This window comes from Planktothrix rubescens CCAP 1459/22 (assembly GCA_904830895.1).
GTDB lineage: Bacteria > Cyanobacteriota > Cyanobacteriia > Cyanobacteriales > Microcoleaceae > Planktothrix > Planktothrix agardhii.
The window spans coordinates 4,185,471-4,208,426 of record LR882958.1 but is presented as its reverse complement, the minus strand read 5'-3'; the positions used below and the strand labels follow the sequence as shown (position 1 = coordinate 4,208,426).

18 protein-coding genes are annotated in these 22,956 nt (G+C 39.9%); 9 read left to right on the top strand and 9 right to left on the bottom strand.

Features of this window, described 5'->3' with window-relative positions; translation table 11 throughout:
• Together NMG86_RS19295 and ntcA are read right to left on the bottom strand one after the other, a co-directional pair.
• Window positions 1–1,626 carry a DUF3084 family protein gene (locus NMG86_RS19295; protein WP_071783161.1) on the bottom strand — a complete coding sequence of 542 codons (1,626 nt, stop codon included), beginning with the start codon at window positions 1,624–1,626 and terminating at the stop codon, window positions 1–3.
• A 163-nt stretch (window positions 1,627–1,789) separates the two neighbouring features.
• Window positions 1,790–2,455: a global nitrogen regulator NtcA gene (gene ntcA / locus NMG86_RS19290; RefSeq protein WP_026795833.1), complete on the bottom strand. Its 666-nt coding sequence runs from the start codon at window positions 2,453–2,455 to the stop codon at window positions 1,790–1,792.
• 178 nt (window positions 2,456–2,633) lie between these two features.
• Between ntcA and fabI the strand changes: the two genes are divergently transcribed.
• On the top strand, window positions 2,634–3,410 hold the full coding sequence (gene fabI, locus NMG86_RS19285) for an enoyl-ACP reductase FabI (RefSeq protein WP_026785557.1): 777 nt from the start codon (window positions 2,634–2,636) through the stop codon (window positions 3,408–3,410).
• Window positions 3,411–3,677: 267 nt separating this feature from the next.
• Window positions 3,678–4,286, top strand: a complete 609-nt coding sequence (gene hisB, locus NMG86_RS19280) for an imidazoleglycerol-phosphate dehydratase HisB (protein ID WP_026785558.1) — start codon at window positions 3,678–3,680, stop codon at window positions 4,284–4,286.
• Window positions 4,287–4,375: 89 nt separating this feature from the next.
• On the opposite strand, the gene NMG86_RS19275 is transcribed toward hisB, so the two are convergent.
• Window positions 4,376–4,642 (bottom strand): glutaredoxin family protein, encoded by a 267-nt coding sequence (locus NMG86_RS19275; RefSeq protein WP_026795832.1) that lies wholly within the window; start codon window positions 4,640–4,642, stop codon window positions 4,376–4,378.
• Complete coding sequence (locus NMG86_RS19270; protein WP_026796294.1) at window positions 4,642–8,601, bottom strand: EAL domain-containing protein; 3,960 nt, start codon at window positions 8,599–8,601, stop codon at window positions 4,642–4,644. The genes NMG86_RS19275 and NMG86_RS19270 overlap by 1 nt, the downstream gene beginning before the upstream one ends.
• A gap of 638 nt (window positions 8,602–9,239) precedes the next feature.
• Here NMG86_RS19270 and NMG86_RS19265 point away from each other — a divergent pair.
• Window positions 9,240–9,992 carry a cobalt-precorrin-6A reductase gene (locus NMG86_RS19265; RefSeq protein WP_026796293.1) on the top strand — a complete coding sequence of 251 codons (753 nt, stop codon included), beginning with the start codon at window positions 9,240–9,242 and terminating at the stop codon, window positions 9,990–9,992.
• Between the two features lie 425 nt (window positions 9,993–10,417).
• On the opposite strand, the gene NMG86_RS19260 is transcribed toward NMG86_RS19265, so the two are convergent.
• On the bottom strand, window positions 10,418–11,647 hold the full coding sequence (locus NMG86_RS19260) for a bifunctional cobalt-precorrin-7 (C(5))-methyltransferase/cobalt-precorrin-6B (C(15))-methyltransferase (RefSeq protein ID WP_026796292.1): 1,230 nt from the start codon (window positions 11,645–11,647) through the stop codon (window positions 10,418–10,420).
• A 217-nt stretch (window positions 11,648–11,864) separates the two neighbouring features.
• Here NMG86_RS19260 and cobG point away from each other — a divergent pair, with 217 nt between their 5' ends.
• Genes cobG through cobJ form a run of 4 tightly spaced genes read left to right on the top strand, consistent with a single transcriptional unit; the run spans window position 11,865 to window position 16,155 of the window.
• Window positions 11,865–13,340: a precorrin-3B synthase gene (gene cobG / locus NMG86_RS19255; protein ID WP_237747541.1), complete on the top strand. Its 1,476-nt coding sequence runs from the start codon at window positions 11,865–11,867 to the stop codon at window positions 13,338–13,340.
• A 24-nt stretch (window positions 13,341–13,364) separates the two neighbouring features.
• Window positions 13,365–13,994 (top strand): precorrin-8X methylmutase, encoded by a 630-nt coding sequence (locus tag NMG86_RS19250; RefSeq protein ID WP_036833638.1) that lies wholly within the window; start codon window positions 13,365–13,367, stop codon window positions 13,992–13,994.
• The gene (cobI, locus tag NMG86_RS19245; RefSeq protein ID WP_026795824.1) at window positions 13,991–14,695 is read left to right on the top strand and encodes a precorrin-2 C(20)-methyltransferase; all 705 of its coding nucleotides are present in this window, start codon (window positions 13,991–13,993) and stop codon (window positions 14,693–14,695) included. The genes NMG86_RS19250 and cobI overlap by 4 nt, the downstream gene beginning before the upstream one ends.
• Window positions 14,692–16,155 (top strand): precorrin-3B C(17)-methyltransferase, encoded by a 1,464-nt coding sequence (cobJ, locus tag NMG86_RS19240; protein ID WP_026795823.1) that lies wholly within the window; start codon window positions 14,692–14,694, stop codon window positions 16,153–16,155. Before cobI ends, cobJ begins: the two co-directional genes overlap by 4 nt.
• Before the next feature lie 83 nt (window positions 16,156–16,238).
• Here the strand turns inward: cobJ and NMG86_RS19235 are convergent, their stop codons facing one another.
• Window positions 16,239–16,838, bottom strand: a complete 600-nt coding sequence (locus tag NMG86_RS19235; protein ID WP_227351486.1) for a chorismate lyase — start codon at window positions 16,836–16,838, stop codon at window positions 16,239–16,241.
• Window positions 16,839–16,928: 90 nt separating this feature from the next.
• Here NMG86_RS19235 and rnhA point away from each other — a divergent pair, with 90 nt between their 5' ends.
• Both rnhA and NMG86_RS19225 read left to right on the top strand, forming a co-directional pair.
• A complete protein-coding gene (rnhA, locus tag NMG86_RS19230) occupies window positions 16,929–17,411 on the top strand; it encodes a ribonuclease HI (RefSeq protein WP_026795822.1) in 483 nt (160 codons plus the stop codon).
• Between the two features lie 99 nt (window positions 17,412–17,510).
• A complete protein-coding gene (locus tag NMG86_RS19225) occupies window positions 17,511–18,053 on the top strand; it encodes a Uma2 family endonuclease (RefSeq protein ID WP_026795821.1) in 543 nt (180 codons plus the stop codon).
• A 309-nt stretch (window positions 18,054–18,362) separates the two neighbouring features.
• Here the strand turns inward: NMG86_RS19225 and NMG86_RS19220 are convergent, their stop codons facing one another.
• From NMG86_RS19220 to bchH, 3 genes are all read right to left on the bottom strand, one after another.
• Window positions 18,363–18,596 carry a DUF7219 family protein gene (locus tag NMG86_RS19220; protein ID WP_036833641.1) on the bottom strand — a complete coding sequence of 78 codons (234 nt, stop codon included), beginning with the start codon at window positions 18,594–18,596 and terminating at the stop codon, window positions 18,363–18,365.
• A gap of 162 nt (window positions 18,597–18,758) precedes the next feature.
• Entirely contained in the window at window positions 18,759–19,100 is a 342-nt protein-coding gene (locus NMG86_RS19215; RefSeq protein WP_026795819.1) for an ArsR/SmtB family transcription factor, read from the bottom strand.
• Between the two features lie 140 nt (window positions 19,101–19,240).
• On the bottom strand, window positions 19,241–22,912 hold the full coding sequence (gene bchH, locus NMG86_RS19210) for a magnesium chelatase subunit H (protein WP_026796290.1): 3,672 nt from the start codon (window positions 22,910–22,912) through the stop codon (window positions 19,241–19,243).
• Window positions 22,913–22,956: the final 44 nt, after the last annotated feature.

Here is a 22,956-nt window from a genome sequence, read left to right as displayed (position 1 = left end):
TTATTTTTTATCATCATATTGAGTATAATTAGATTGAGAATCTGGATATCCTATATTATTCTGTCTCTGGGTGGATGGATTTTCTAGTGGATTAGAATTATTAGGCTGTTCCTGTTGTCGTCGGGTACTAAAGATCACTTTTCCATTGCGAAGCGCCAATAAATCCAGTCGCAATGGCCCAATAGTATAGGCATCTTCAGCAGCAATGGCTTGAATTTCCAAGGGTTGATTATGTTCTTGAACTTGTTGGAAAAAACGAATTAATGTATCCATTCTATCATTCCCAATTTGGACTGTTCCACCCACAACTCCAACAAAACGCGCCCGAAAACTGGACGCATCTAAAAGTTGTTGCATTTGCTTTCTCAATTGATCATCAGATAAAATAGAAGGATTTAACGTTGTTCCTGCAATAATTTCCCCTGTTGTAAATAATAATCGATTCGGTTCAGCTTTAGTAAAAACCGATACTTTCGTTTCCCCAACTAAATAATTAGCAGCCGAAATCACTTGTACCACATAATCTCGACCATCATCAATTTGATTAATTAAATCTTCAACCTCTACTTTTGTAATTTGAATTACTTGAACTTGACCCGCTTTTATATTGCCCAATTGTATAGACTCAACGGCATAATTATTCGCTTCTTTTAAAAGGGTATTAACCGCCTGAATTGCAGTTTTTGGATCACTAATTCTGACTAAACTGCTAGATAAAACCTGTCCTCGTTCTAAAACAACACTTCCTTCTCGTAATAATTGAAAATCCCGTCCAATCAGTTCAACCTGTTGACTTAAAACTTGTTTTTGCTGTTCTAATTTTTTCTGTTCTGTTTCCAATTCTTCCAACCGAGATTCCCGTTTAGCAATAATTTGATCCTGTTCTTTGATCTGTTGCTCCTGTTGTTCAAGTTCTTGATCCTGCTGTTTCATTTCTTGATCTCGTTTGCCAATTTCCTGATCCCGTTTCACAATTTCCCGATCGCGATTTTGAATTTGAGCTTTGACCTGTTCTTGTTGCCGAATCAAATTTTGACGTTCAGTTCTGAGTTTTTGAATTTCTAATTGTAAACTTTTTTTTTGTTTAAATACCTCTTGAAGTCGATTTTCTCTATTTTTAAGTTCGGCTTCCGTTGCTTTTCTTTCTATTTGAATATCTTGTAGTTGTTTCCGAAGATCTCCTAATTGATTCTGAGTTTTTTCTAATTCTTCTGCTGTTTTGACAGCTTGAGATTGAGCCGTTTGTAGGGATTGATTAATCATATTTAACTGTGCCATAGCGGTGTTAATTTCCGTTTTGGCTCTGGTTAAATCCTTTTCTACTCGCCTTTTTTCATCTTCCGTCCGAGTTAAATCCTTCCGAGCATCATTCAATCTACTTTGAATTTGATCAATTTGAAACACACCCCGACGCAGGGGTTTACTTGAAGCAAATAAAATCCCCAAGGTCAATGCCGAAAGCACACTGCCAGTTAAAATAGTCACAACCATAGCAGTGTTGCGGGGGCGAAGATTAAACAAACTCAGCCTGGCTTTTCCAACTTTAGTTCCCAGGCGATCGCTAACCGTCGCAATCACGCCACCCAAAACTAAGATGGATATAACCAGGATAATTCCTGCGGTCATAAAGTAAGAAAAGTCTGGGAGAGTGGAAACTCAGAATTTTACAACCTGAGAATCTAAAAACTTAATAATCTAGTTAATGCAGTTTGCTCAATTTTCTCTAATTATATCTAACAGCAAGTTTCCTAGATCTTTTCTAGGTTAATCTAGGAAACCTAACCGTAGATTAAGTAAATTGTTGACCTAGGGTAACGGGATTATGGACTGTGATCTTTTTCTTATAAATTGAGATCATGTTTTTTTGTCGTAAATCTCCTAATAAACGGGTAACGGTAACTCGCGTGGAACCAATCGCTTCTGCGATCGCCTGATGGGAAAGTTTCAAATCAATCCGAATTCCGTCTCTACCCGGTACGCCAAAATCTCGACAAAGAATCAGGAGAAAACTAACTAATCTCGATCCCATATCTCGGTGAGCTAAGGTTTCAATCATCATCTCTGTTTGTAAAATCCGAGACGATAATCCGCGCAACATCACCATCGGCAGTTCGGGATCGCTTTTCAGGGCTTTCTCCACCTGTTCAATCGGAACTGAGAGTAATTCTACAGAGGTAAAGGCAACGGCATGATAAAACCGATCTGACCGATGACCTGTAATTAACGATAAAACACCAAATACACTATTTTCTCGAAGTAAAGCGACGGTAATTTCTTCTCCAGCTTCATAGACTCTGGACAATTTCACCGCCCCTTTGATCAGAACATAGACGCGCTCCGCCGGATCGCCGGGAAAGAAGATCGTCTTACTCCGTTCAAAGCTTTCCACGACAGGAGGGAACGCCCCTCCGCCGATACTGCGGAACACTTCTGCTAACGGTCTATCATACGTCACAACCCGATCCCTTGCACTAATAATGCTCTAATATATCTTCCGTATTTCAGTTTACGCTAATTGCATCATTTATCTGTTTAATCGACGGATGATTGTCTGATCAATGTTTTATCCCCGGTAGAAATCGGCAAATCCATGGCTTTGATTAGGATACCAATTACTTATAGAATAATCTATTATGCTGAATTTGAACGGAAAAAACGCACTTGTTACCGGCATTGCCAATAATCGCTCCATTGCGTGGGGCATTGCCCAACAACTTCACCAAGCTGGAGCTAATCTTGGAATCACCTACCTTCCTGATGAGAAAGGTCGTTTTGAAAAAAAGGTGCAAGAATTGGTTGAACCCCTTAACCCTAGTTTGTTTCTGCCCTGTGATGTCCAGAATGATACTCAAATCGAGGAGTTATTTACGGCCATCCGTGACCAATGGGGACGAATTGATATTCTGATCCATTGTCTGGCCTTCGCGGGAAAGGAGGAACTGTCTGGGGACTTTAGCAATGTATCCAGGGCTGGATTTACTCGCGCCCTAGATATTAGTGCCTATTCTCTAGTTCAACTGAGTGGGGCTGCTAAACCTTTGATGACCCAAGGGGGTAGCATTATTACCCTGACCTATCTGGGTGGGGTGCGGGTGATTCCTAATTACAATGTCATGGGAATTGCTAAAGCAGCCTTGGAAATGAATGTTCGTTACCTGGCGGCGGAATTGGGGCCATTGGGAGTTCGGGTGAATGGCATTTCGGCTGGCCCGATTCGGACTTTGGCATCTTCGGCCGTGGGTGGGATTTTAGACATGATTCATCACGTCGAAGAAATCGCCCCCCTAAAACGGACGGTGACTCAAACGGAAGTCGGTAATGCAGCGGCTTTCCTGAGTAGCGATTTATCCAGCGGCATTACAGGCCAAATTCTGTATGTCGATTCGGGTTATTGCATCATGGGAATGTAATTAATCAGTCATCAGTTAACAGTTAACAGTTATCAGTTTAAGAGTTGTCAGTTTAAGAGTTAATCAACTGTTAGCTTATTAACTAATAACTAATAACTGATGACTGATGACTGATGACTGATAACTGTTGAATGACAACTGTTAACTAAAAACTGTTAACTGATAACTGATAATTGATAACTGATAATTGTTAACTAAAAACTGTTAACTATTAACTGTTAACTGACAACTGAAAACTATTAACTGATAACTGATAACTGATGACTGATGACTGATTTAAATATGCTTCCTAGAATTGCAACGGTACACCGAAAAACGGGGGAAACGGAGGTTAATGTAACTGTTAATTTAGATGGAACAGGAATCTGTAAGGTTTCTACAGGAGTTCCATTTTTAGATCATATGTTGCATCAAATTTCGTCCCATGGCTTAATTGATTTAGAAATTCAAGCCACCGGAGATATTGAAATTGATGATCACCATACCAATGAAGATGTGGGAATTACATTAGGTTTGGCTTTAGCTAAAGCATTAGGCGATCGCAAAGGAATTGTCCGGTTTGGTCATTTTATTGCCCCTTTAGATGAAGCCTTAGTCCAAGTGGCCTTAGATTTTTCCGGTCGTCCTCACCTGACTTATGGTTTAGAAATTCCGACCCAACGAGTGGGAACCTATGATACTCAATTAGTGCGAGAATTTTTTGTAGCTATTGTTAATAATAGTCAACTAACATTGCATTTACGTCAGTTAGATGGAATCAATTCCCATCATATTATTGAAGCCGGGTTTAAAGCCTTTGCTAGAGCCCTAAGAATGGCAGTTGAAATTGATTCTCGTCGGGCAAATACTATCCCCAGTTCCAAAGGGGTTTTGTAATTTTTTCTCATAAATAAAGTAACAGCCTCGTTGTTGCGCTTTAGCGCATCTACCCAGAGTGATCTCAGCGCAACAATGAACTTTTTTACCTACAAATACTTCTGTAACATTTGTTCCAACTGTATAACCGACATTCGAGGTGAAGGACGGGGAATAGGTTCGTCTGGTTCACCGGATTTAAACAGGACAGGAATAGAATATTGATAGGCTTCAAACCAATCTTCCCGGGTAGTAATGTCTCGAATTTCTAATTGAAATTTTCCTAATGTTTGGGATGATGCTTGAATTTTCTCCAATTTTTCTTGCAGTCCTTCGCATAAATGACAGCCCGGTTTACTGTATAAAATCAGTGTGATCATGAGATTTCTTTAGCCTCCGATAGTAATAGTTTGGTTGCTTGTTCAGCTTCTAGGGGTTTAGCAAATAAATAACCCTGTCCGAATGGACAACCCAACTCCTGTAAAATTCTCCTTTGTTCCCGGGTTTCTATCCCTTCAGCCACAACATCTAAATCTAAATTTTGCGCTAAAGAAATAATAGCTTTGACAATTTGTAAAGGCTGGCTTTTTTTTCCTTGAAAGACACTACTTTTCTGATCTAAAGGGCTAATAAATGAACGATCAATTTTTAAACTATTTAAGGGGAATTGATGTAAATAACTCAAAGATGAATACCCCGTGCCAAAATCATCAATTGATAGATGAATTTTCCTAGATTTGATTTGAGCTAGAATCATAAACGAAGTGGATAAATCTTCCATAATCACACTTTCGGTAATTTCTAGTTTTAAATCACTAGGATTACAACCTGTCTCAGATAAGATTTGATCAATTTGTTCTAAGAGATTAACTTGACAAAGCTGTTTACTTGAGAGATTCACACTCATTGTCAAGGGATAAATATCACAATGAGACCGTTGTTTTTCAGGATAAATGTCTTCTGTAGAGGCAGTTTGAATAGAACTAAATTTTTGGGTTAATTGTTGTTTCCAAACTTGCAATTGCTGACAGGCTTCTCGTAAAACCCAAGCCCCTAGGGGAATAATTAATCCGGTTTCTTCAGCAACAGGAATAAACTCTACAGGTGATACTAACCCCCGGGTGGGATGGAACCAACGGACTAGAGCTTCAAAGCCAGTAATTCTACCACTGAATAAAGAAACAATTGGTTGATAATAGACTTTAAAACCCTTAATATTTGTGGGTTGATCACCGGAGCTTTCTAATAAGTATTCTGTAGTTTTTAAGGCCGTTGAATCATGACTTTCAAGGAGATTTGATAACTCTGATTTTTGTGGTTTGTCAATTATCATGCGTCCATAAATAGCTTGCCGTAAATCCGTTTCTAGCTGCAATATAGACAGGGTTTGACTATGTATACTTAAATCAAAAACTTCATATCGAGCTTTGCCTTTTGCCTTAGCCCGATACATCGCAATATCAGCATCTCGTAAAAAATCATCCGGGTTATTATACAATAAACACTGATGGATTTGACTATTATTTTCCGATGGTAGATAATGACCTCGACTGGGAACAATTCCAATACTAACGGTCGTAAAAATTTCATGTCCTTGGATATAAAAAGGTTGGGTTAATTCATAGTGAATTTTCTCCGCCATACTGGTTGCATCGCTGATTTTTTGAACCCGATTAATCAAGATTGTAAATTCATCTCCACCTAAACGGGCAACGGTATCTAAGGCACTGACACAATTTAAAAGACGATGGGAAATTTCAATTAACAGTTGATCTCCCATGAGATGTCCTAAACTATCATTAACCACTTTAAATCGATCTAGGTCTAAAAATAAAATAGCAAACTGATAATTGGGTTCTTGTTTTGATCGTTTTAATGCTTGAGCCAAACGTTCATTGAAAAAGCTCCGATTCGGTAATTGGGTCAGGGCATCATGTAAGGCTTCATACATGAGTTGGGCTTCAAATTGTTTGCGTTCGGTAATATCTCGAATAATAATTTGAATCGCAGATTGACCTTGATAGGTAGCTGGAATTCCCACAATTTCTACATCAATTACTTCTCCATTTAACCGAGTTAATTTTTGTTCTATTAACGACCGAGTTTCCTCTTCATTGTTATGATCTTGAAGTGGATTATTAATGGAATTAAAATGATCAGGAGGAAGAAAATCAAAGATAGAGCGGCCAATCAAATCTTGAGGGCGATTTGCTCCTAATAATTTGGCTCCAGCCATATTAATATAAATTAATTGTTCTCCATTATGAATTGCAATAGTTTCAGGAGATAATTCAACTAAACGGCGATAGCGTTCTTCACTTTCTCGCAGAGCTAATTCGGCTTTTAGTCGTTGTTTTTCTGTTTGATTAGCAGCAATAAATCTACCAATACTTTGAGCCATTAACTCTAAAATTTCCAGTTCATAGGATTTGTAATCTGCGGTTTTAACCTCTAAAGAAGCAAAAGCTAAGGTTCCATAAATTTCACCATTTACCAAAATCGGAGTTCCTAAACAGGTTTGTAGATGAAACCTTTGATAGCATTGGAGTTGATTGAATTGGGGATTTTGCCCGATTTGGGTATGAACTTGAGTCATCTGGGTCTGAATGACTTGACAACAGTAGCTTTCTTCAAAAGGCAATATCATACCGGGCTGAATTAAATCTAAATCCGAATGAACAGTATCAATAATAATATGATTGTTTTCTAGTCTGCTGATGAAACCAATTGATAATTGAAAAATTTCACATCCAACTTCGAGATAATCTCGAAATAGTTCATCTAAGTTTTGATGATTATAGGTTGTAATCCGATGCAAATGTTTGAGATTAGAACTAAACTGAGCTAAGGCTTGGGATTTTAAAACTAAGGCTTGTTCCGATTGTTTGCGTTTAGTTATATCTGCTTGAATCCCAATAAAATGAGTTAAATATCCTTTAGGACTATAGACCGGAGCAATGGAAAGTTCATTCCAAAAAAACGCACCATCTTTACGATAATTCTGGAGTTCGACATGACATTCTTTTCCTTCTGCAATAGCATGACGAAGTTCATTAACGGCCGCATCTTGGGAATTATTCCCTTGTAAAAATCGACAATTTTTTCCTAAAATATCTTCCCTGCTATATCCCGTAATTCGTTCAAACCCATTATTCACAAAAATAATCGGATTATCCGGTTGGGTGGCATCGGTAATCACAATCCCATTACTACTACTATTAATAGCTCGTTCCATCAATTGTAAACGTCCTTGGGCGCGATGACTTTCAATCGCTGCCCCTAAGACATTCGCGATCGCTTCTAAAAAATGTGCATCTTCTGGGGTAAATTGACGATGGCGAGTGCTATGAACACTTAAAACCCCCCACCCCCCCTGCCCCCCGTACATGGGGGGTGGGATGGGTGGAGAATCTACCTGGGTTTTGCTCAAGCCCGAATCCTGTCCCCAACGGGCAATAACCATACTCATACCACTAATCACCCGATGATTATGTAGCAGGGGAGTTCCAGAAAATCGAGTTTCCACCCGTAAATCATCTACCACAATGGTTTCATTCTTGAGTAAGGTATACCCGGCCTGGGAGTTAATATGGGCACTTACCCGAGCATTGCCGACCAGTCCCTTTTGCCAACCGACCCCCGCCCTCAACCAAAAAGCATGACCTCCGGGCATCAGTTCCAAAAGTTTACAGTATTCTACATCCAGGGTTTTTGCTACAACACAGACCGCTTCATCTATTAAAGCTGATAGGTCAGAATGAATTAGAGCCTGTTGACCGAGGTAAGCAACCATGGCTTGCTGACTAATCTTAGACTGCAAGGTGGCTAAAAGCGGGTCTAACCGGGCCAAGCTGGGAAATTCTTCTGTTGGTAAGGGTTGAGTAGGTGGATTGGGAAGGAGTTCGGAGTAGGTGGACAGGATTAACTTTTCCCCATTTACTGTTAGTAAACGCATGGATACTAATGTCCACCAGAGCGTTCCATCTAACCGTTTTACTTGTAGAGGTTGTTGTATGGAATTCTGTTCTTGCAATTTCTCCAGCAGAATTTCTCTATCCGTGGAATCAGCAAAGATATCAGATTCAGCAAAGTCCGACATTTCCGAGGGAGGCAATCCAAAGGTATTTTGGAAGCGAGAATTACAATAAAAAACCCGACCATCACCCCTATGACTGACAATCAAGGCAACTTGCAGTAGGTCTGCAATCATCTGAATCAGTATGGGGCTATCTAGTAATCCAACTTCTTGATTCCCATCTATGTCCCATTCCTGATCAATGGATGCAATAGGATAAAGTTGGTCTTGATCTGCCTGTGTCCCGTGTTTGTTGAGCATCAACTAGGTTCTGTGCATTGTCTATCCGATTACTCGTAGTTATCGTACTTTTTGCAGAGTGTTTGACACACCAAGAGTTTTCTGTTTGTCCCTCCCTATACATTTTACAATCATCACCCTCAAATTTTGACATTTTTTAATAAAAATTAAAAAAAGGTTAATAAACCCCCTACAGAGATTTTCGATGGATGTCAGTTTAGGAAAAAAATTGATGTCATAGGGAATATCCTCAAGACAAGGATATTTATTTTCTAAAAAAGAATATTATCAATATTATAATAGAGTTTACCCAATCTGTTATCGGAGAGCAACTGACTCGAATTCGAGTAGGATCGGATTGATCTGCAAGGGGATCAATCTGATTAAGGGCTTTTGGCTGGTTCAAAACATGGATTACAGCTATCATAATTTTCACTCTATCCCTAAAATCAGCACTCTTTTTTTAAAATTTGATAATAATTATTTATTTATTATTGACTTATATACTAAGTTTAACTATGTAAAAATATTCTTGATTATAACTTGACAAATTGCCTCTGATAATGATATAATGGATAGGATATTATTTATTATTACAATAAAACTACATTAATAATACAATTAATAATTACTGATTAAATCTGTTTTGGCAATTTTCGATGAATCATAAAAAAAGAGTCTTGATTTTGGGAGGAACCACCGAAGCGGTAGCAATAGCAACTCAAATTAATCAAATTTCTGGTGTGGAGGCGATCGCTTCTTTAGCTGGTCGAACCCAACAACCCGTGACTCAAACTAACCCGGTTTCTTTTCGGATCGGAGGGTTTGGGGGAGTGGCTGGATTAGCAGATTATCTAAGCCAAGAACACATTGATCTGTTAATTGATGCTACCCATCCCTTTGCCGCTCAAATTTCCTTTAATGCTGCTCAAGCCGCCTCTAAATCTGGTATCCCCCGATTAATGCTAATTCGTCCCCCTTGGAAACCAGTATTAGGAGATGATTGGATTGAGGTAAACACAAATCAAGCTGCCGCCAAGACTTTACCCGGGTTAGCTGAACGCATATTTCTTACTATTGGTCGGCAAGAACTTCCCACCTATTCCTATGTAAAAAATATCTGGTTTTTGATGCGAATGATTGACCCTCCTGAACCGAATTTACCCATCCCCCCCGGACAGTTAATTTTGCAACGGGGGCCCTTTTCTTTGGAGTCGGAGCGATCGCTTTTACAAGAACATAAAATTGGGGCAATTGTTAGTAAAAATAGCGGGGGTGATGCCACATATCCCAAAATTATTGCCGCCCGGGAGTTAGGAATTACGGTAGTAATGGTGCAACGTCCCCCGGTTCCTGAAGGAGAGATCGTTACGGATTTAGAAAGTGTGATCTCCTGGGTAAAAAACCAATAATCAGACTCAATGAAATTATCATTTACAAGATTAATCAATTCTTTGTTTTCCAATTGCTGCAAAAGTTTTTTGACAGTATCTATTTCTGCATCTATATTAACTTGTAACTTAGAAGTTAAAACTTGATCTCCTTGCTGGAAAATCCAAGATGTTGCCCTTGTACAAAATTGCCAACTTCCTTTGCGTAAATGTTTCAATTTAAGGTGATTATAGGCAGACATTTCACCAAAATCTAGCCGCAATTCATCCCCATAACTAAATGTAACCTGATGACAAGTTTCTCCAATAATGGGTTTAGTAATCACTGAAATAAAGGGAACAAGGAACAGGGTAGAGGATTTGTAATTAATTTTGTTTAGGTACTTACAATTTAAGATAATTATAACATTTTCTTCAGTTAATTAAAAGAACAAACCAAAAAGATGTTAATAAGGTTTTAAAACAACCCATTGAGTTACGGGAGCCATGGCTTTCCAGCCTAAAAATTTGCCTACAGGTTCAGCCCTTTGAATCCCAATGCGGATCAGTTCTCCCCCTAATTGACTATACCACTGAAACATCATTAATTCGCTTTCTACGGTGACAGCATTAGCAACCAAACGACCGCCCGATGGTAATGCTTGCCAACAGGTTTCTAGGAGTTCGGGGACTGTAATTCCGCCGCCAATAAAAATAGCATTGGGTTGGGGTAAATCTTGGAGAGCGATCGGCGCTTTTCCCGCCACAATTTTGAGGTGGGGAGTTCCCAAAGCCGTTGCATTATCAGCAATATATTGTAATCGGGTGGGGTGCTGTTCGATCGCAATACTTTGGCAACGGCGATCGCTCCGCATCCACTCAATCCCAATGGAGCCGCAACCCGCCCCCACATCCCACAGCAGTTGTCCGGGTAGGGGAGCTAGGGCCGCCAGGGTAATCGCTCGCACTTCTCTTTTAGTTAATTGTCCGTCATGGCGATAGGTAAAATCGGGCAGTCCGGGGAGACGAGGGGGGAGGGGAACGGGTTGGGAGGAAATACAGGTAATCGCGATCGCATTCAAATCCGCGATATCCGTGGCATTCCAACCGCAGGCAGTCCCCTCAATTCGGCGTTCTCTGGTTCCCCCTAGATGTTCCAATACCACCATCTGACTCTCCCCAAAGCCCTGTTGGGTTAGGAGTTGGGCGACGATGGTGGGAGTCTGTCGATTAGCACTGAGCACCAATAATTTAGCCCTCGGATAAAGTACCGCATTTAACAAAGCTGGCGGGCGACCACATAAACTTAATGTTTCTACCTCCGTGAGCGACCAACCCAAACGACTACAGGCGAGGCTAAAGGTAGACGGAGAGGGAATAATCGTTATTTCGTTGATCGGAATGTGACGAGTCAGGGTAACGCCAATGCCATAAGACATCGGATCACCACTGGATAAAACACAAACAGCTTGACCGCGACGGCGAATAATCTGATTAATTGAATCTTCAATTGGAGAAGTCCAGAGAAGTTTTTCTCGCTTATCTTCTGCGGTTAGCATGGCTAAATGACGTTCCCCTCCAACAATTACGGAGGCAAGGGAGAGGAGACTCCGCCCTACAGAGGTTAAGTCCTCTAGTCCATTGTCCCCTATGCCTATAATTGATAGCCATGGATACTGCTGATCCTGATCGCTCATAATTAAAAAAATTATTGTCAACTATAGTCTATGGTATAATTTCCTAGCTTGTTGTTGGGAAAGTCCGGTGAGATTCCGTTACTGTGCCGCAACTGTAATCAAGGAAAAAATAATTGGATTTTACCTATTCAGCTTTTCTCTTGCGAGTCAGAATGCCAATTTCAAGCGGTTCAAGATTGGATAGAAATACGGTTTTTAAGTAATATTAAAAAAACCCTTGTTTCTAACTAATTCTCTGCGTCGCATGGAGAAAAAAATAATTGTGAATTGGTTAGTTAAAGCAAATGTTTGTCCGGGGTTATTTTATGGGACTCCCGCCCAAGATGGGTTTTTAATTCGCATCCGCACCCCTGGGGGATGGCTGAATAGTAAACAGGGAAAATTGATCGCCCAATTACTTAAAGCATGGGGAAGTGAAACCCTACAAGTCACAAATCGAGGTAATTTGCAAATTCGGGGGGTACAAACTTCCCCCAGTTTGGAAGTTTTGCAGACCTTACAAAATTTAGGGTTAGCTGCATTTGATCCTCGAATAGATCATCTGCGGAATATTATGGCTAGTCCCACCGCCGGAATTGATAGTCAAGAATTAATTGATACTCGTCCATTGGTTCAAAAATTAGATTATTTTATTCAAAATCATCCCTCAATTATTGAACTTAGTCCTAAATTTAGTATTGGCATTGATGGCGGGGGGAAAGTGGGAATTGGAACTCGCTCACCGATAGCTTGGGAACACCGTTATAATGAAATTCAACTCTTAGCAATTGCTATTGATGATCCTATAAATTCAACCTCCGATCTTTACTTCCAGTTAGCCATTGGAGGTGATAAAAATTTATCTCATACTTCAATATTAATTAAGCCAGAAAACTGTTTATCTGTGGTGGCTGCGCTGGTTAAAGTTTATATTAATTATGTTCAACAAAATCCATCCCAAACGGGCAAAAAGCCCCGGATGAAACACTTACTTAAAGATTGGGGTGTAGAAAATTATCTCGAAGCAGTTAAGGCTGAGTTAGAGTATCCTTTAAATCTAATTTTTGATCCAGAAAAGACGGTTTTAAAAACTTTAAATCCCTTACCCAGCCAACCCTATGCCCATTTAGGAATTCATCCCCAAAAACAAGCCGGATTATCCTATCTGGGTTTATCCTTGAAATTAGGAAAATTGAGTGCTGATCAACTCTTGGAATTAGTAGAAATATCGGAAACTTTTGGGAGTGGTCAGTTACGCTTAACTCCTTGGCAGACTATTTTAATTCCCGATATTCCCAATCAAAAAATACCCGAATTATTACCCAAACTCGCCCCATTTGGATTATCAAATTGTTTAGTCGATGCGGGAATTGTTGCCTGTGCGGGCAAACCTGGATGTGCGGCGGCTGCAACTGAAACTCAAATCCATGCTTTAATATTAGCAGATGATCTCAAGGAACAGTTAACGCTGAATTCCCCCGTGAATATTCATTTGACCGGTTGTGATAAATTATGCGCCCAACCGAGTCCGGCAGAAATTACACTTTTAGGAACAATAATTGAACAAAATGGCAAAAAAGTTGAGGGTTATCAAGTTTATATTGGCAAGGGTCAAGACTCGTTAAACTATCAAGTTGGTGAGGGAAAACTGGTTGATATTCTTCCATTAATTAAAAAAGTTTGTGTTGATATCAATAAAACTAAACCAGAATAATTTTTTAAATATCAAACAATTAATATGCTGGACTATTTGCGAAATGGTGATGATATTTATAGAAAATCCTTTGCGATGATTCGCGCTGAAACTCCCTTAGAAAATCTATCGGAGGATTTAGCTCATGTAGCGGTACGTTTAATTCATTCCTGTGGAATGACCGATATTGTTCAGGATTTAGAAGCCTCATCCAATGCGGTAAAAATCGGACGGGATGCCCTTACAAAAGGTGCTAAAATTCTTTGTGATTCTCAGATGGTTGCGAATGGGATTACCCGCAAGAGATTACCTCAAAATAACTCAATTATTTGCACCCTGAATCACCCAGAGGTTCCTGAAATAGCCCGTCAAATTAATAATACCAGATCAGCCGCGGCTTTGGAATTATGGCGACCGGATTTGGCCGGGGCTGTAGTTGCCATTGGGAATGCCCCAACTGCCTTATTTCACTTACTAGAATTACTAGATTTGGGCATAGCAAAACCCGCCCTAATTTTAGGTTTTCCCGTGGGGTTTGTAGGGGCAGAAGAATCAAAAGCCGAATTAGCAGCCCATAGTCGCGGTGTTCCCTTTATCACCCTGCACGGGAGGCGGGGGGGAAGTGCGATCGCAGCAGCAGCAGTCAACGCCTTAGCAAAGGAAAACGAATTATGAGCCCATTAGGACGACTTTATGGATTGGGTATTGGCCCCGGAGATCCCGAATTACTCACCCTCAAGGCCCACCGGATACTAACCACTGTCCCGGTAATTGCCTATCCGACCTTAGAAAATGGCAAGGTTTTGGCCAGGGCGATCGTGGCCGATTTTATTCGCCCCGATCAGATTGAAATTCCCATGCCCCTGCCCTTCAGTGTGGAGCGCAGTTCCCAACCCTATTATGATATCGCGGCCGAAAAGATTGCCGAACAGTTGAGTTTGGGGCGAGATGTGGCGGTGCTCTGTGTGGGCGATCCGATGCTGTATGGCAGTTTTATGTATATCTTGAATCGCCTAGCTGGGCGGTTTGCGATTGAAGTTGTCCCCGGAATTTCTTCGGTGATGGCCAGCGCAGCTATGTTGGGCGTGCCGATCACCTATCGAAATGATGTTTTTAGTATTATGCCTGGGACATTGGAAGCGGAAATATTGCGCGATCGCCTTTCCCAAGTTGATGCCGCGGCTATTATTAAATTAGGCCGACATTTTGCGAAAGTTCGGGATATTTTGGCGGAATTAGGATTATTAAATCGCGCCCTTTATATCGAAAGAGCTACTTTACCAAATCAGAAAATTATTCCGATTACTGAAGTTGATCCTGAAGCCGTCACCTATTGGTCATTAATTTTAGTTCCGAGTACCACCCAACCGCAATGAAACCACCCGCTATTATTATTCTAACAGAAACCAGCATAAAAGTTGCTCGGAAAATTCAAGAGAGCATCGGTTCAGGGATGATTTATGGTTTAATTAATCGTACCCAATCGGCGGATTTAACCTATAATAATTTTGGGGAAACGGTACGACAATTCTACCAAACTGGAACACCGATAATTGGAGTTTGTGCGGCGGGAATATTGATTCGGACAATTGCTCCTTTATTAATTAATAAAAATACCGAACCTCCGGTATTAGCGATCGCGGAAGATGGTAGTGCTGTAGTCCCTTTATTGGGCGGTTTACAAGGTGTTAATGATTTAGCTCGTCAAATTGCGATCGCGCTGCAAATTTCCCCGGCAATTACCACCAGTGGCGAGATTAGATTTAAAACCACATTATTATCTCCCCCGGCGGGTTATCAATTAGTTAATCCCGATGATGCTAAAACTTTTATTTCCGATTTGTTAGCGGGGGAAACAGTAAAATTAATTGGTGAAGCCGACTGGTTAGAAAATAGTCAGTTACCCTTTTCAGCCGAGGGAAAATTAACTATTGAGATTCGAGATCATAATAATTTAGAATTAGCAAAACCGAGTTTAAATTGTTTGGTTTATCTCTTGGATCAGGGCAACTCAAAGGATTTCTACCGAACTACCCTAGGGGAAGAAAGCCCTATTTCCCCGCCAGAAACCGGGCTAAATCCTGGCAAGTTAGCGATTGTGGGAACGGGGCCGGGTGCAGCCCGTTGGATGTCTCCAGAAGTGCGAGAGGTGCTGGAAACCGCAACGGATTGGGTGGGTTATAAAACCTATTTAGATTTAGTAGAATCCCTACGGAAACCGGAAATTATTCGCCATGAATCGGATAATCGGGTGGAATTAGATCGGGCGGAAATAGCTTTAGATTTAGCCTCCGGTGGTGCGTCGGTGGTGTTAGTTTCTTCCGGTGATCCGGGGATTTATGCTATGGCATCGGCGGTGTTTGAGGTATTAGAAAAAAAGGCAAAACCGGAATGGGAAAACCTAGATATTCAGGTATGTCCTGGGATTTCAGCTATGCAAGCGGCGGCCGCCAGTGTGGGAGCCCCGTTAGGCCATGATTTTTGTGCGATTTCCTTATCTGATATTCTCAAATCTTGGGAAACAATTGCTGGGCGAATTGAGTTGGCGGCAAAAGCGGATTTAGCGATCGCATTTTATAACCCAGTTTCTAAGGATCGGACTTGGCAACTTTCCCAGGCTAAAGAGATTTTATTAAAGTGGCGATCGCCCCAAACCCCTATTATTTTAGCCCATAATTTAGGACGCAAAGGGCAGACCGTAACGATCAAATTCCTAGCAGAATTAACCGTTGAAGATGCCGATATGCGAACGGTAATTTTAATCGGATCGAGTAAAACTCGAATTATTCAGCAAGGAGATAAAAAACAATGGGTTTATACCCCGCGTCACTATTAGAAAATAGGTTTTTTAATCTGGTTCAAGGATAAACTTATTTTTTCGAGAAAACCTTATCGCTATTCTGAGGAAATAAAGAATATTTAAACCTCTCCGGTTTTTCCTAAATATTGAGTTAAATAGGGAGAAAAGACTTCATAAATTAGGGTTAAGGGTTTGCCATGATGCCAGAATAAATAATGACGTCCCCAAAACGGCCCCGATTCTCCAAAGGCTAATTCTAAGGCTTTGCTATCCCCATAATAAATTCCTTGCACATCTCGATACAGTTCCGTTCGCAACCGTGCCAAACTTGCCCAAATAGGTAAAGACCGATTTTGTAAATATTCATCAACATGACTGGCTTCCCACCAGGATGTCGCGTAGGCTAACCGTTGTCCTGATGCGGTTCTTAACCAGACTTGACGGCGGACACGGGGGCCAGGAACGGCTAAAATCTGTTCTGGGGCGTTATCCGTACTCAGACCAATGGCTGACATATCAATCACATCGACCTCTGTGGGTTCCCCAGTTAATAATTGTAGATGTCGAGTTGGAGAACCATCCCCTAGCATTAAAATTTGCCAGGGGGGAGACAGTTGACTATGGGGTAGTCCTTGTTTCACAATGGCTTCATCCCCCTGCCACTGACACCTAAGACGATGCCAAGCAGTTGGTTGAGTAACGGGTTCGAGTTTTCTAATACTGGCAGTCAAGGGTATGCAACAAAACTTAACGTCATTTGTCTATGATAGCGCAACGGGTGTCAGGTATCAGGTTTTGAGTATGGGATTATGAACGACAATTTAAAAAAAGTTACAATTTATACCGATGGAGCTTGTAGTGGGAATCCAGGGCCAGGAGGATATGGCGTGGTGTTGATGTTTGGCCCTCACCGCAAGGAATTATCAGGGGGATATCAACTTACTACTAATAATCGCATGGAATTAATCGCGGCTATTATAGGATTAGAAGCCTTAAAGTTTCCTTGTGCTGTTAATTTATATACGGATTCTCGCTATTTAGTTGATGCCATGAATAAAGGATGGGCGAAGAAATGGCAGAAAAATAATTGGCAACGTAGTCAAAAAGAATCGGCTAAAAATCCTGATTTGTGGGAAAGATTACTCACTATATCCGAACAACATCAAGTTCAATTTCTTTGGGTTAAAGGTCATTCGGGAGATGAAGAAAATGAATGTTGCGATCGCTTGGCTGTCAAGGCTTCACATCAACCGGATTTACTCCCAGATTTGGGTTATTCCCAAGAGAATTAATTTCGTTAATTTAGATTGAATTAGATCGGGATAGGATGACATTATATCCAGATTTGATATAATAATATTTGTCAGTCCTGCAAAGGCGAATCAATGAATATGGCGATCGCAACTTTAACCGAAACAGAAACCTTTTCCCTAGAAGATTTTATGGCGAATCCCCCCGAACATCAAGAGTGGGTGGACGGACAACTACTGGAGACAACCGGAATGACAATCAAACATAGTAGGATTCAATCGAGATTAGACTTTTACTGGAGAAATTATATCAATGAGTCGGGACAGGGAGGAGAAACAATGGTTGAACTTCCCTGTCGCACCTTAAAACAAGGGCGACGTCCTGATGTTTCCTATCTCACGCCAGAATTACTGACAGAATTTGGGGAGTTTCCCACATTACCCCAAAGTCCTCCACTCCTAGCTGAAATTGCTTCTCCCAGTGATGCGGCGGAGGATTTATTTGCTAAAGCTAGTGAATATTTAGAGTCCGGTTGTCGAGAAGTGTGGTTGGTTTTTCCTGAGAATCATCGCATTTTAATTATTACTGAAAATCAAACCTTGGCGTTTAAAGCTGGTGATATTATTAATACACAAATTGTTTTATTAGGATTTAGGATTACTATTGATGAATTATTTGGTTAGTTGAGCTATAATGTTTCTTGTCCACAAACTTAAGGTTCGTTTATTACTAGCCTCCTCCAGAAAGGGATTACATTACCAGAGGAATACAGTACAGTTTTAACCGAAACTGAAACCTTTTCCCTAGAAGATTTTATGGCGAATCCCCCCGAGCATCAAGAGTGGGTGGATGGACAATTGGTGGAGAAAACCGGAATGACGATTAAACATATTGTTTTACAAAAATAGAAATAACTCTGCCAAAATCCAGCCTAAAAATAAAGGGTACAGTTTATCTGCGCCCTTTATTTTAGTGATTCTATATTCAGACTATTATCCGGCTTTTTTGTCAATTCCCAAATGTTGTTTGCTCTCTCGAAGTTTTTCCCACAAGGTTTCGATTTGTACATAAGATTCTTCTGGTGAAAGTTTTCCCCCTGTTTGCAAGCCAACAATAAAGTCTACCTTTTGAGCAAATTCCTGCAAATTAGCATTAAACAGGATATTCTCAGGTTTGCCATTGCCCCGATAACGAGAGCCAGAATAAAAGGAACTTAGGTTGGTCATCAGTTTCAGACTCCAATTTACATGATTGTTTATTTTTACATAGAATGCCAAATTCTGAATCGGCTAATAAAGTATATCTTGATACTTTAATTATAGCCCGATCAATTCCATCCAGTATTTGTTAAAAAGAATACAATTCTATTAACAAGTATACAACCTCTCTTAATCACAATCCTGATGAGAGGTTAAAATGGGACTCGAATGGTGATAGTTGGCTAAATAGGCTTCCAGAACTCCAAACTGGCTGAGGTTTAGACGATAGTAAATCCAACGTCCCTCTTGCCGACTTTCCAATAATCCGGCTTCCTTCAAAATTTTTAAGTGAAAAGATAGCTTAGACTGATTGACGGCTAACTGTTCGCAAAGTTCACAAACACATAACTCTTTTTCTCGTAACAGATTGATGACCTGCAAACGCAGGGGGTCAGATAGGGCATGAAACCCAGCCAGAAAGGTTTTGACGGCAGTAACCGCAGAAATCTCTATTACATCGTTTGCCACCATCAAAGCTCTCCTAAATCGAGGTTAATAGATCTAGCTTATCATTTTATTTTTGTGATCTGTAAAGGGCAAACCAAAATTTATTTTATTTAAAAAAACAAAGTAAACACAAAGGTACTAAGACACTAAGAAAGGAATAAAGATTAAAGTGTTACTCCTTCTAAGTCTGCTTCTGTTAACTCATACAAAGATTTTAATTTCTCTAAAGTTTCAGTATCGGTTTGCCAAAATCCCCGACCATTCGCTTCTAACATTCGACCGACAATATTGCGAAAGGCTTCCGGGTTGGCTTGTCTTAATTGGGTTGCCATTTTTTCATCTAAAGCATAGGTTTTAGATGCTTGATCATAAACCCAATTTTCTTGGAAATTTGTTGTTCCTCCCCAACCTATTAATGCTGTCATTCGTTGAGAAATTTCATAGGCCCCACCACTTCCTTGATTCACCATTGCTGCTGCCCATTTTGGGTTTAATAATTTAGTCCGATATTCAATTCTTAATAGGTCTTCTAACTGTCGGGGAGTGGTATCTTTAGAAAAACTTTCGATAAAACTGGCTTTCACTTTTTGACCTTTTTGTTTTTCTGCCGCCCGTTTTAATCCGCCCGTATTGGCATAATATTCTTGAATATCGGTTAATCCATATTCTACGGAATCAATTTCTTGAACAATATTATCCATTGTTTTTAATAATTGTGTCATCACTTCCGGTCTAGCTTTTCCTTGATCTTTGCGTCCATAACTAAATACATTTCTTCCTTTCCAAGTGTCTGCTAATTCGTCTCCTGATTCCCAATTACCATCAACAATTTGATCATTAACTAATGATCCAAAATCCCCCGATGGGTTGGAAAATAAACGGGCGGATGGGTTTTCTACTCCTTGCGATCGCAACTTCAAAGCGTGTTTTCTAATAAAGTTTTGCTCCTCGGATTCTTCCGCATCAGCCGCCCGCACAAATAAATCATCTAATAATTCGATAATATTAGCAAAACTATCTCTAAAAATTCCTGATAAATTTGCTAATATATCAATTCGAGGATGTCCGACCTGTTCTAAAGGTTGTAATTCATAACGCACAATTCGCCCGGTTCCTTCTTTAATTGGTTCGGCCCCCACTAATTCTAAGATAATTCCTAACGACTCTCCACGGGTTTTAATTGCATCTAAACCCCATAACATTACCGCAACAGTTTCAGGATAATTTCCGGTTTCTGCTAACTGTTGATTGATGATTTTTTGAGCAATTTCTTTTCCTCTCAAATAAGCCGCCGCCGAGGGCATTCGATAGGGATCTAAGGCATGAATATTGCGTCCGGTGGGCAGAACTCCTGGCCCATCTCTGAGTAAATCCCCGCCCGGTGCTGGGGGGATATATTCCCCGTTTAGTCCTTTTAATAAATTGGTTAATTCATCGGATGTTTGTAATAATAAGTCTCGAATTTGAGTCTCGGTTTCCGTGGTTAACTGATTCATTGATTCGGTGGAATAAGCATTCAAATAAGTGGTTAATTCTTCTTCTGTTGGATTCTCTCCAAAGGTATGTAATCCCGATGAAAATAAACGCTGTTCTAAGACTTGTAAATAATCATAAATTTTGATAAAATAGTTATAGAGAACTTCCACACTAAATAATCGGGCGTTTTCATTTGTAAAAGCAATGCCTAATTTTTTGCCCTCTTGAAAAGGACAATCTACCTCTAAACCCATATCAACAATTTGCTGACTAATTGATTCTTGAAGGGTAGAATTTTTCTTCGGATCTTCTCGATATTCGGCAATTAATTCCCGTAGAGATACTAATTTTTTATACAGTCCCGCCCGACCATAAGGAGGAACATTATAGGAAATTAATACCCCATAACCTCGACGTTTTGCTAACATTGATTCCGAGGGGTTATTAGCTGCATAAAGATATAAATTTGGTAAGTTTCCTAATAAAATATCTGACCAAGAATAGCCCGTATTTCCTAATGGTGATCCGGGCAACCATTCCACCGTGCCGTGCATCCCAAAATGAACAATAGCATCGGCTTGAAATTCCTTTTGTAACCATTGATAAAAAGCCACATATTGAGGATGGGGGGTTAAATCTCTTTCAAACATTAACCGCATGGGATCACCGGATAAACCTAAAGGCGGTTGCACTCCTACCCAAATATTTCCTAATTGAATTCCACCAATATGATAATCCTCTCCAAAGGTTTTAATCCCGGTTTCTGTTAAGGATTTCCATTGTTTTTTAATCCGACTTCTTTGTAAATATCCTAACCATTTCTCTAATTTATTGACATTAACTTGATTAGAAATAACAGAATTTTCTGCAAAAATAAAGTTCTGTTGAGCTTCTAATTTCTCATCGGCTATTTTAACTTTTTGAATTAATACCTCCCCCGTTTCAGGTAGCTCTCCAACGGTGTATCCTTGAGCTTTTAAGGCTTGTAAAACCTTTAATAAACTCTGGGGTACATTTAATAAAGCGGCGGTTCCTGTGGCTCCATATCCAGGGGGAAATCCATATAAAATAATCGCAATTTTTCGCTTTTCTGGCGGTGTTTGTCGCAGTTGAATCCAACTTTTTACCCGTCCAGTTAAACGTTTAACTCGTTCAGGAATTAAATAAATATCTTCTCCAACTAAACCCCCTAAAGGTACGGTATCAATAGCGCCATCGAGTTCAGGTAAAGCATATAAAACCACACTTTGTAAACCGCCAATTCCTTGACGAGTCCATGATAACAAATCTTGAATTAATAAAGGTGCAGCGATAAAATAGGGAATATTTTTTATCGTTAAAATTTGTTTAGCAATTTCAACTTGTCGTCCGGCTTCCATCGATCCGGCTGGCCCTCCAACTAAAGGAAATCCAATGGTAGAAACAATCGCATCAACTATTACAGCCTCTTTTGATAAGGATAGGGTTTGAATATTTCCCTGTTGTCTGTTGTTAAATTCATCCGTTGTTGTCATCCAATCTCTAACAGCAACATGACCTTCAACGCCATTAATAAAAATTGGTAAAGGGATTAAATTTTCCTGTTGAAAATAATGAATTAATTGGGGGATATAAGTTTGTTTAGTAATAACGTGCTTACGATAAAGTAATATTCCCACAACGGGATTATTAATTGCATTAGGATATTGGGTTTTATACCAATCTAAATAGGCTTTTGGTGATTCAAAATAACCGTTATAATCGGGGTGTAATAATCCCATATTAGGGGTTTCTAGTGGAGGGGGAATTTCGCCAACGGTTAACCCTAAATAATTAGTAGCAATTGTCCAAAACATTGCTGCGACATTTTCTGTACCTCCCGCATTCCAATACCCATAAATAATTAACCAGTTACGGAGGTCTTGAACTTTTTGAACGGGGATAAATTTTAATAATTTTGGCCCAGTTTTCAGAAAACTAATATAACCAGCAAGTTTATCTTCTTCTTTCCCACTAGAAAATTTACTCAGAATAAACTGTACGGGTTTGGGCATTCCTTTAGGTTTATCCCCAATTTTAAAGGCTCCAATTTGGGTTAAACTCATTAATTCTAAAGCGGATTCAAAAACTAAACGAATGGGAATATTTTGTACTCTTTCTCGTAACCATAATACTTGATCATAATCAAATACTAAACTGGCAAAAAATACATCGGCATTTTCTAGGGCGGTGGCGAGGATATCCGGTTGATTTGAAATAGCGCGATCGCTAAATACACAAATCTCTAATTCTGGACAACGAGCGCTGGCTAACTTTGCTGCTGTACGATATAACTCAGCATTAAAAGACTCAAACCCAGCAATTAAAACAATTTTTTTCATAAACTCTATTTTTAAAATATTGGTTTTCATCTATTATGTATAAT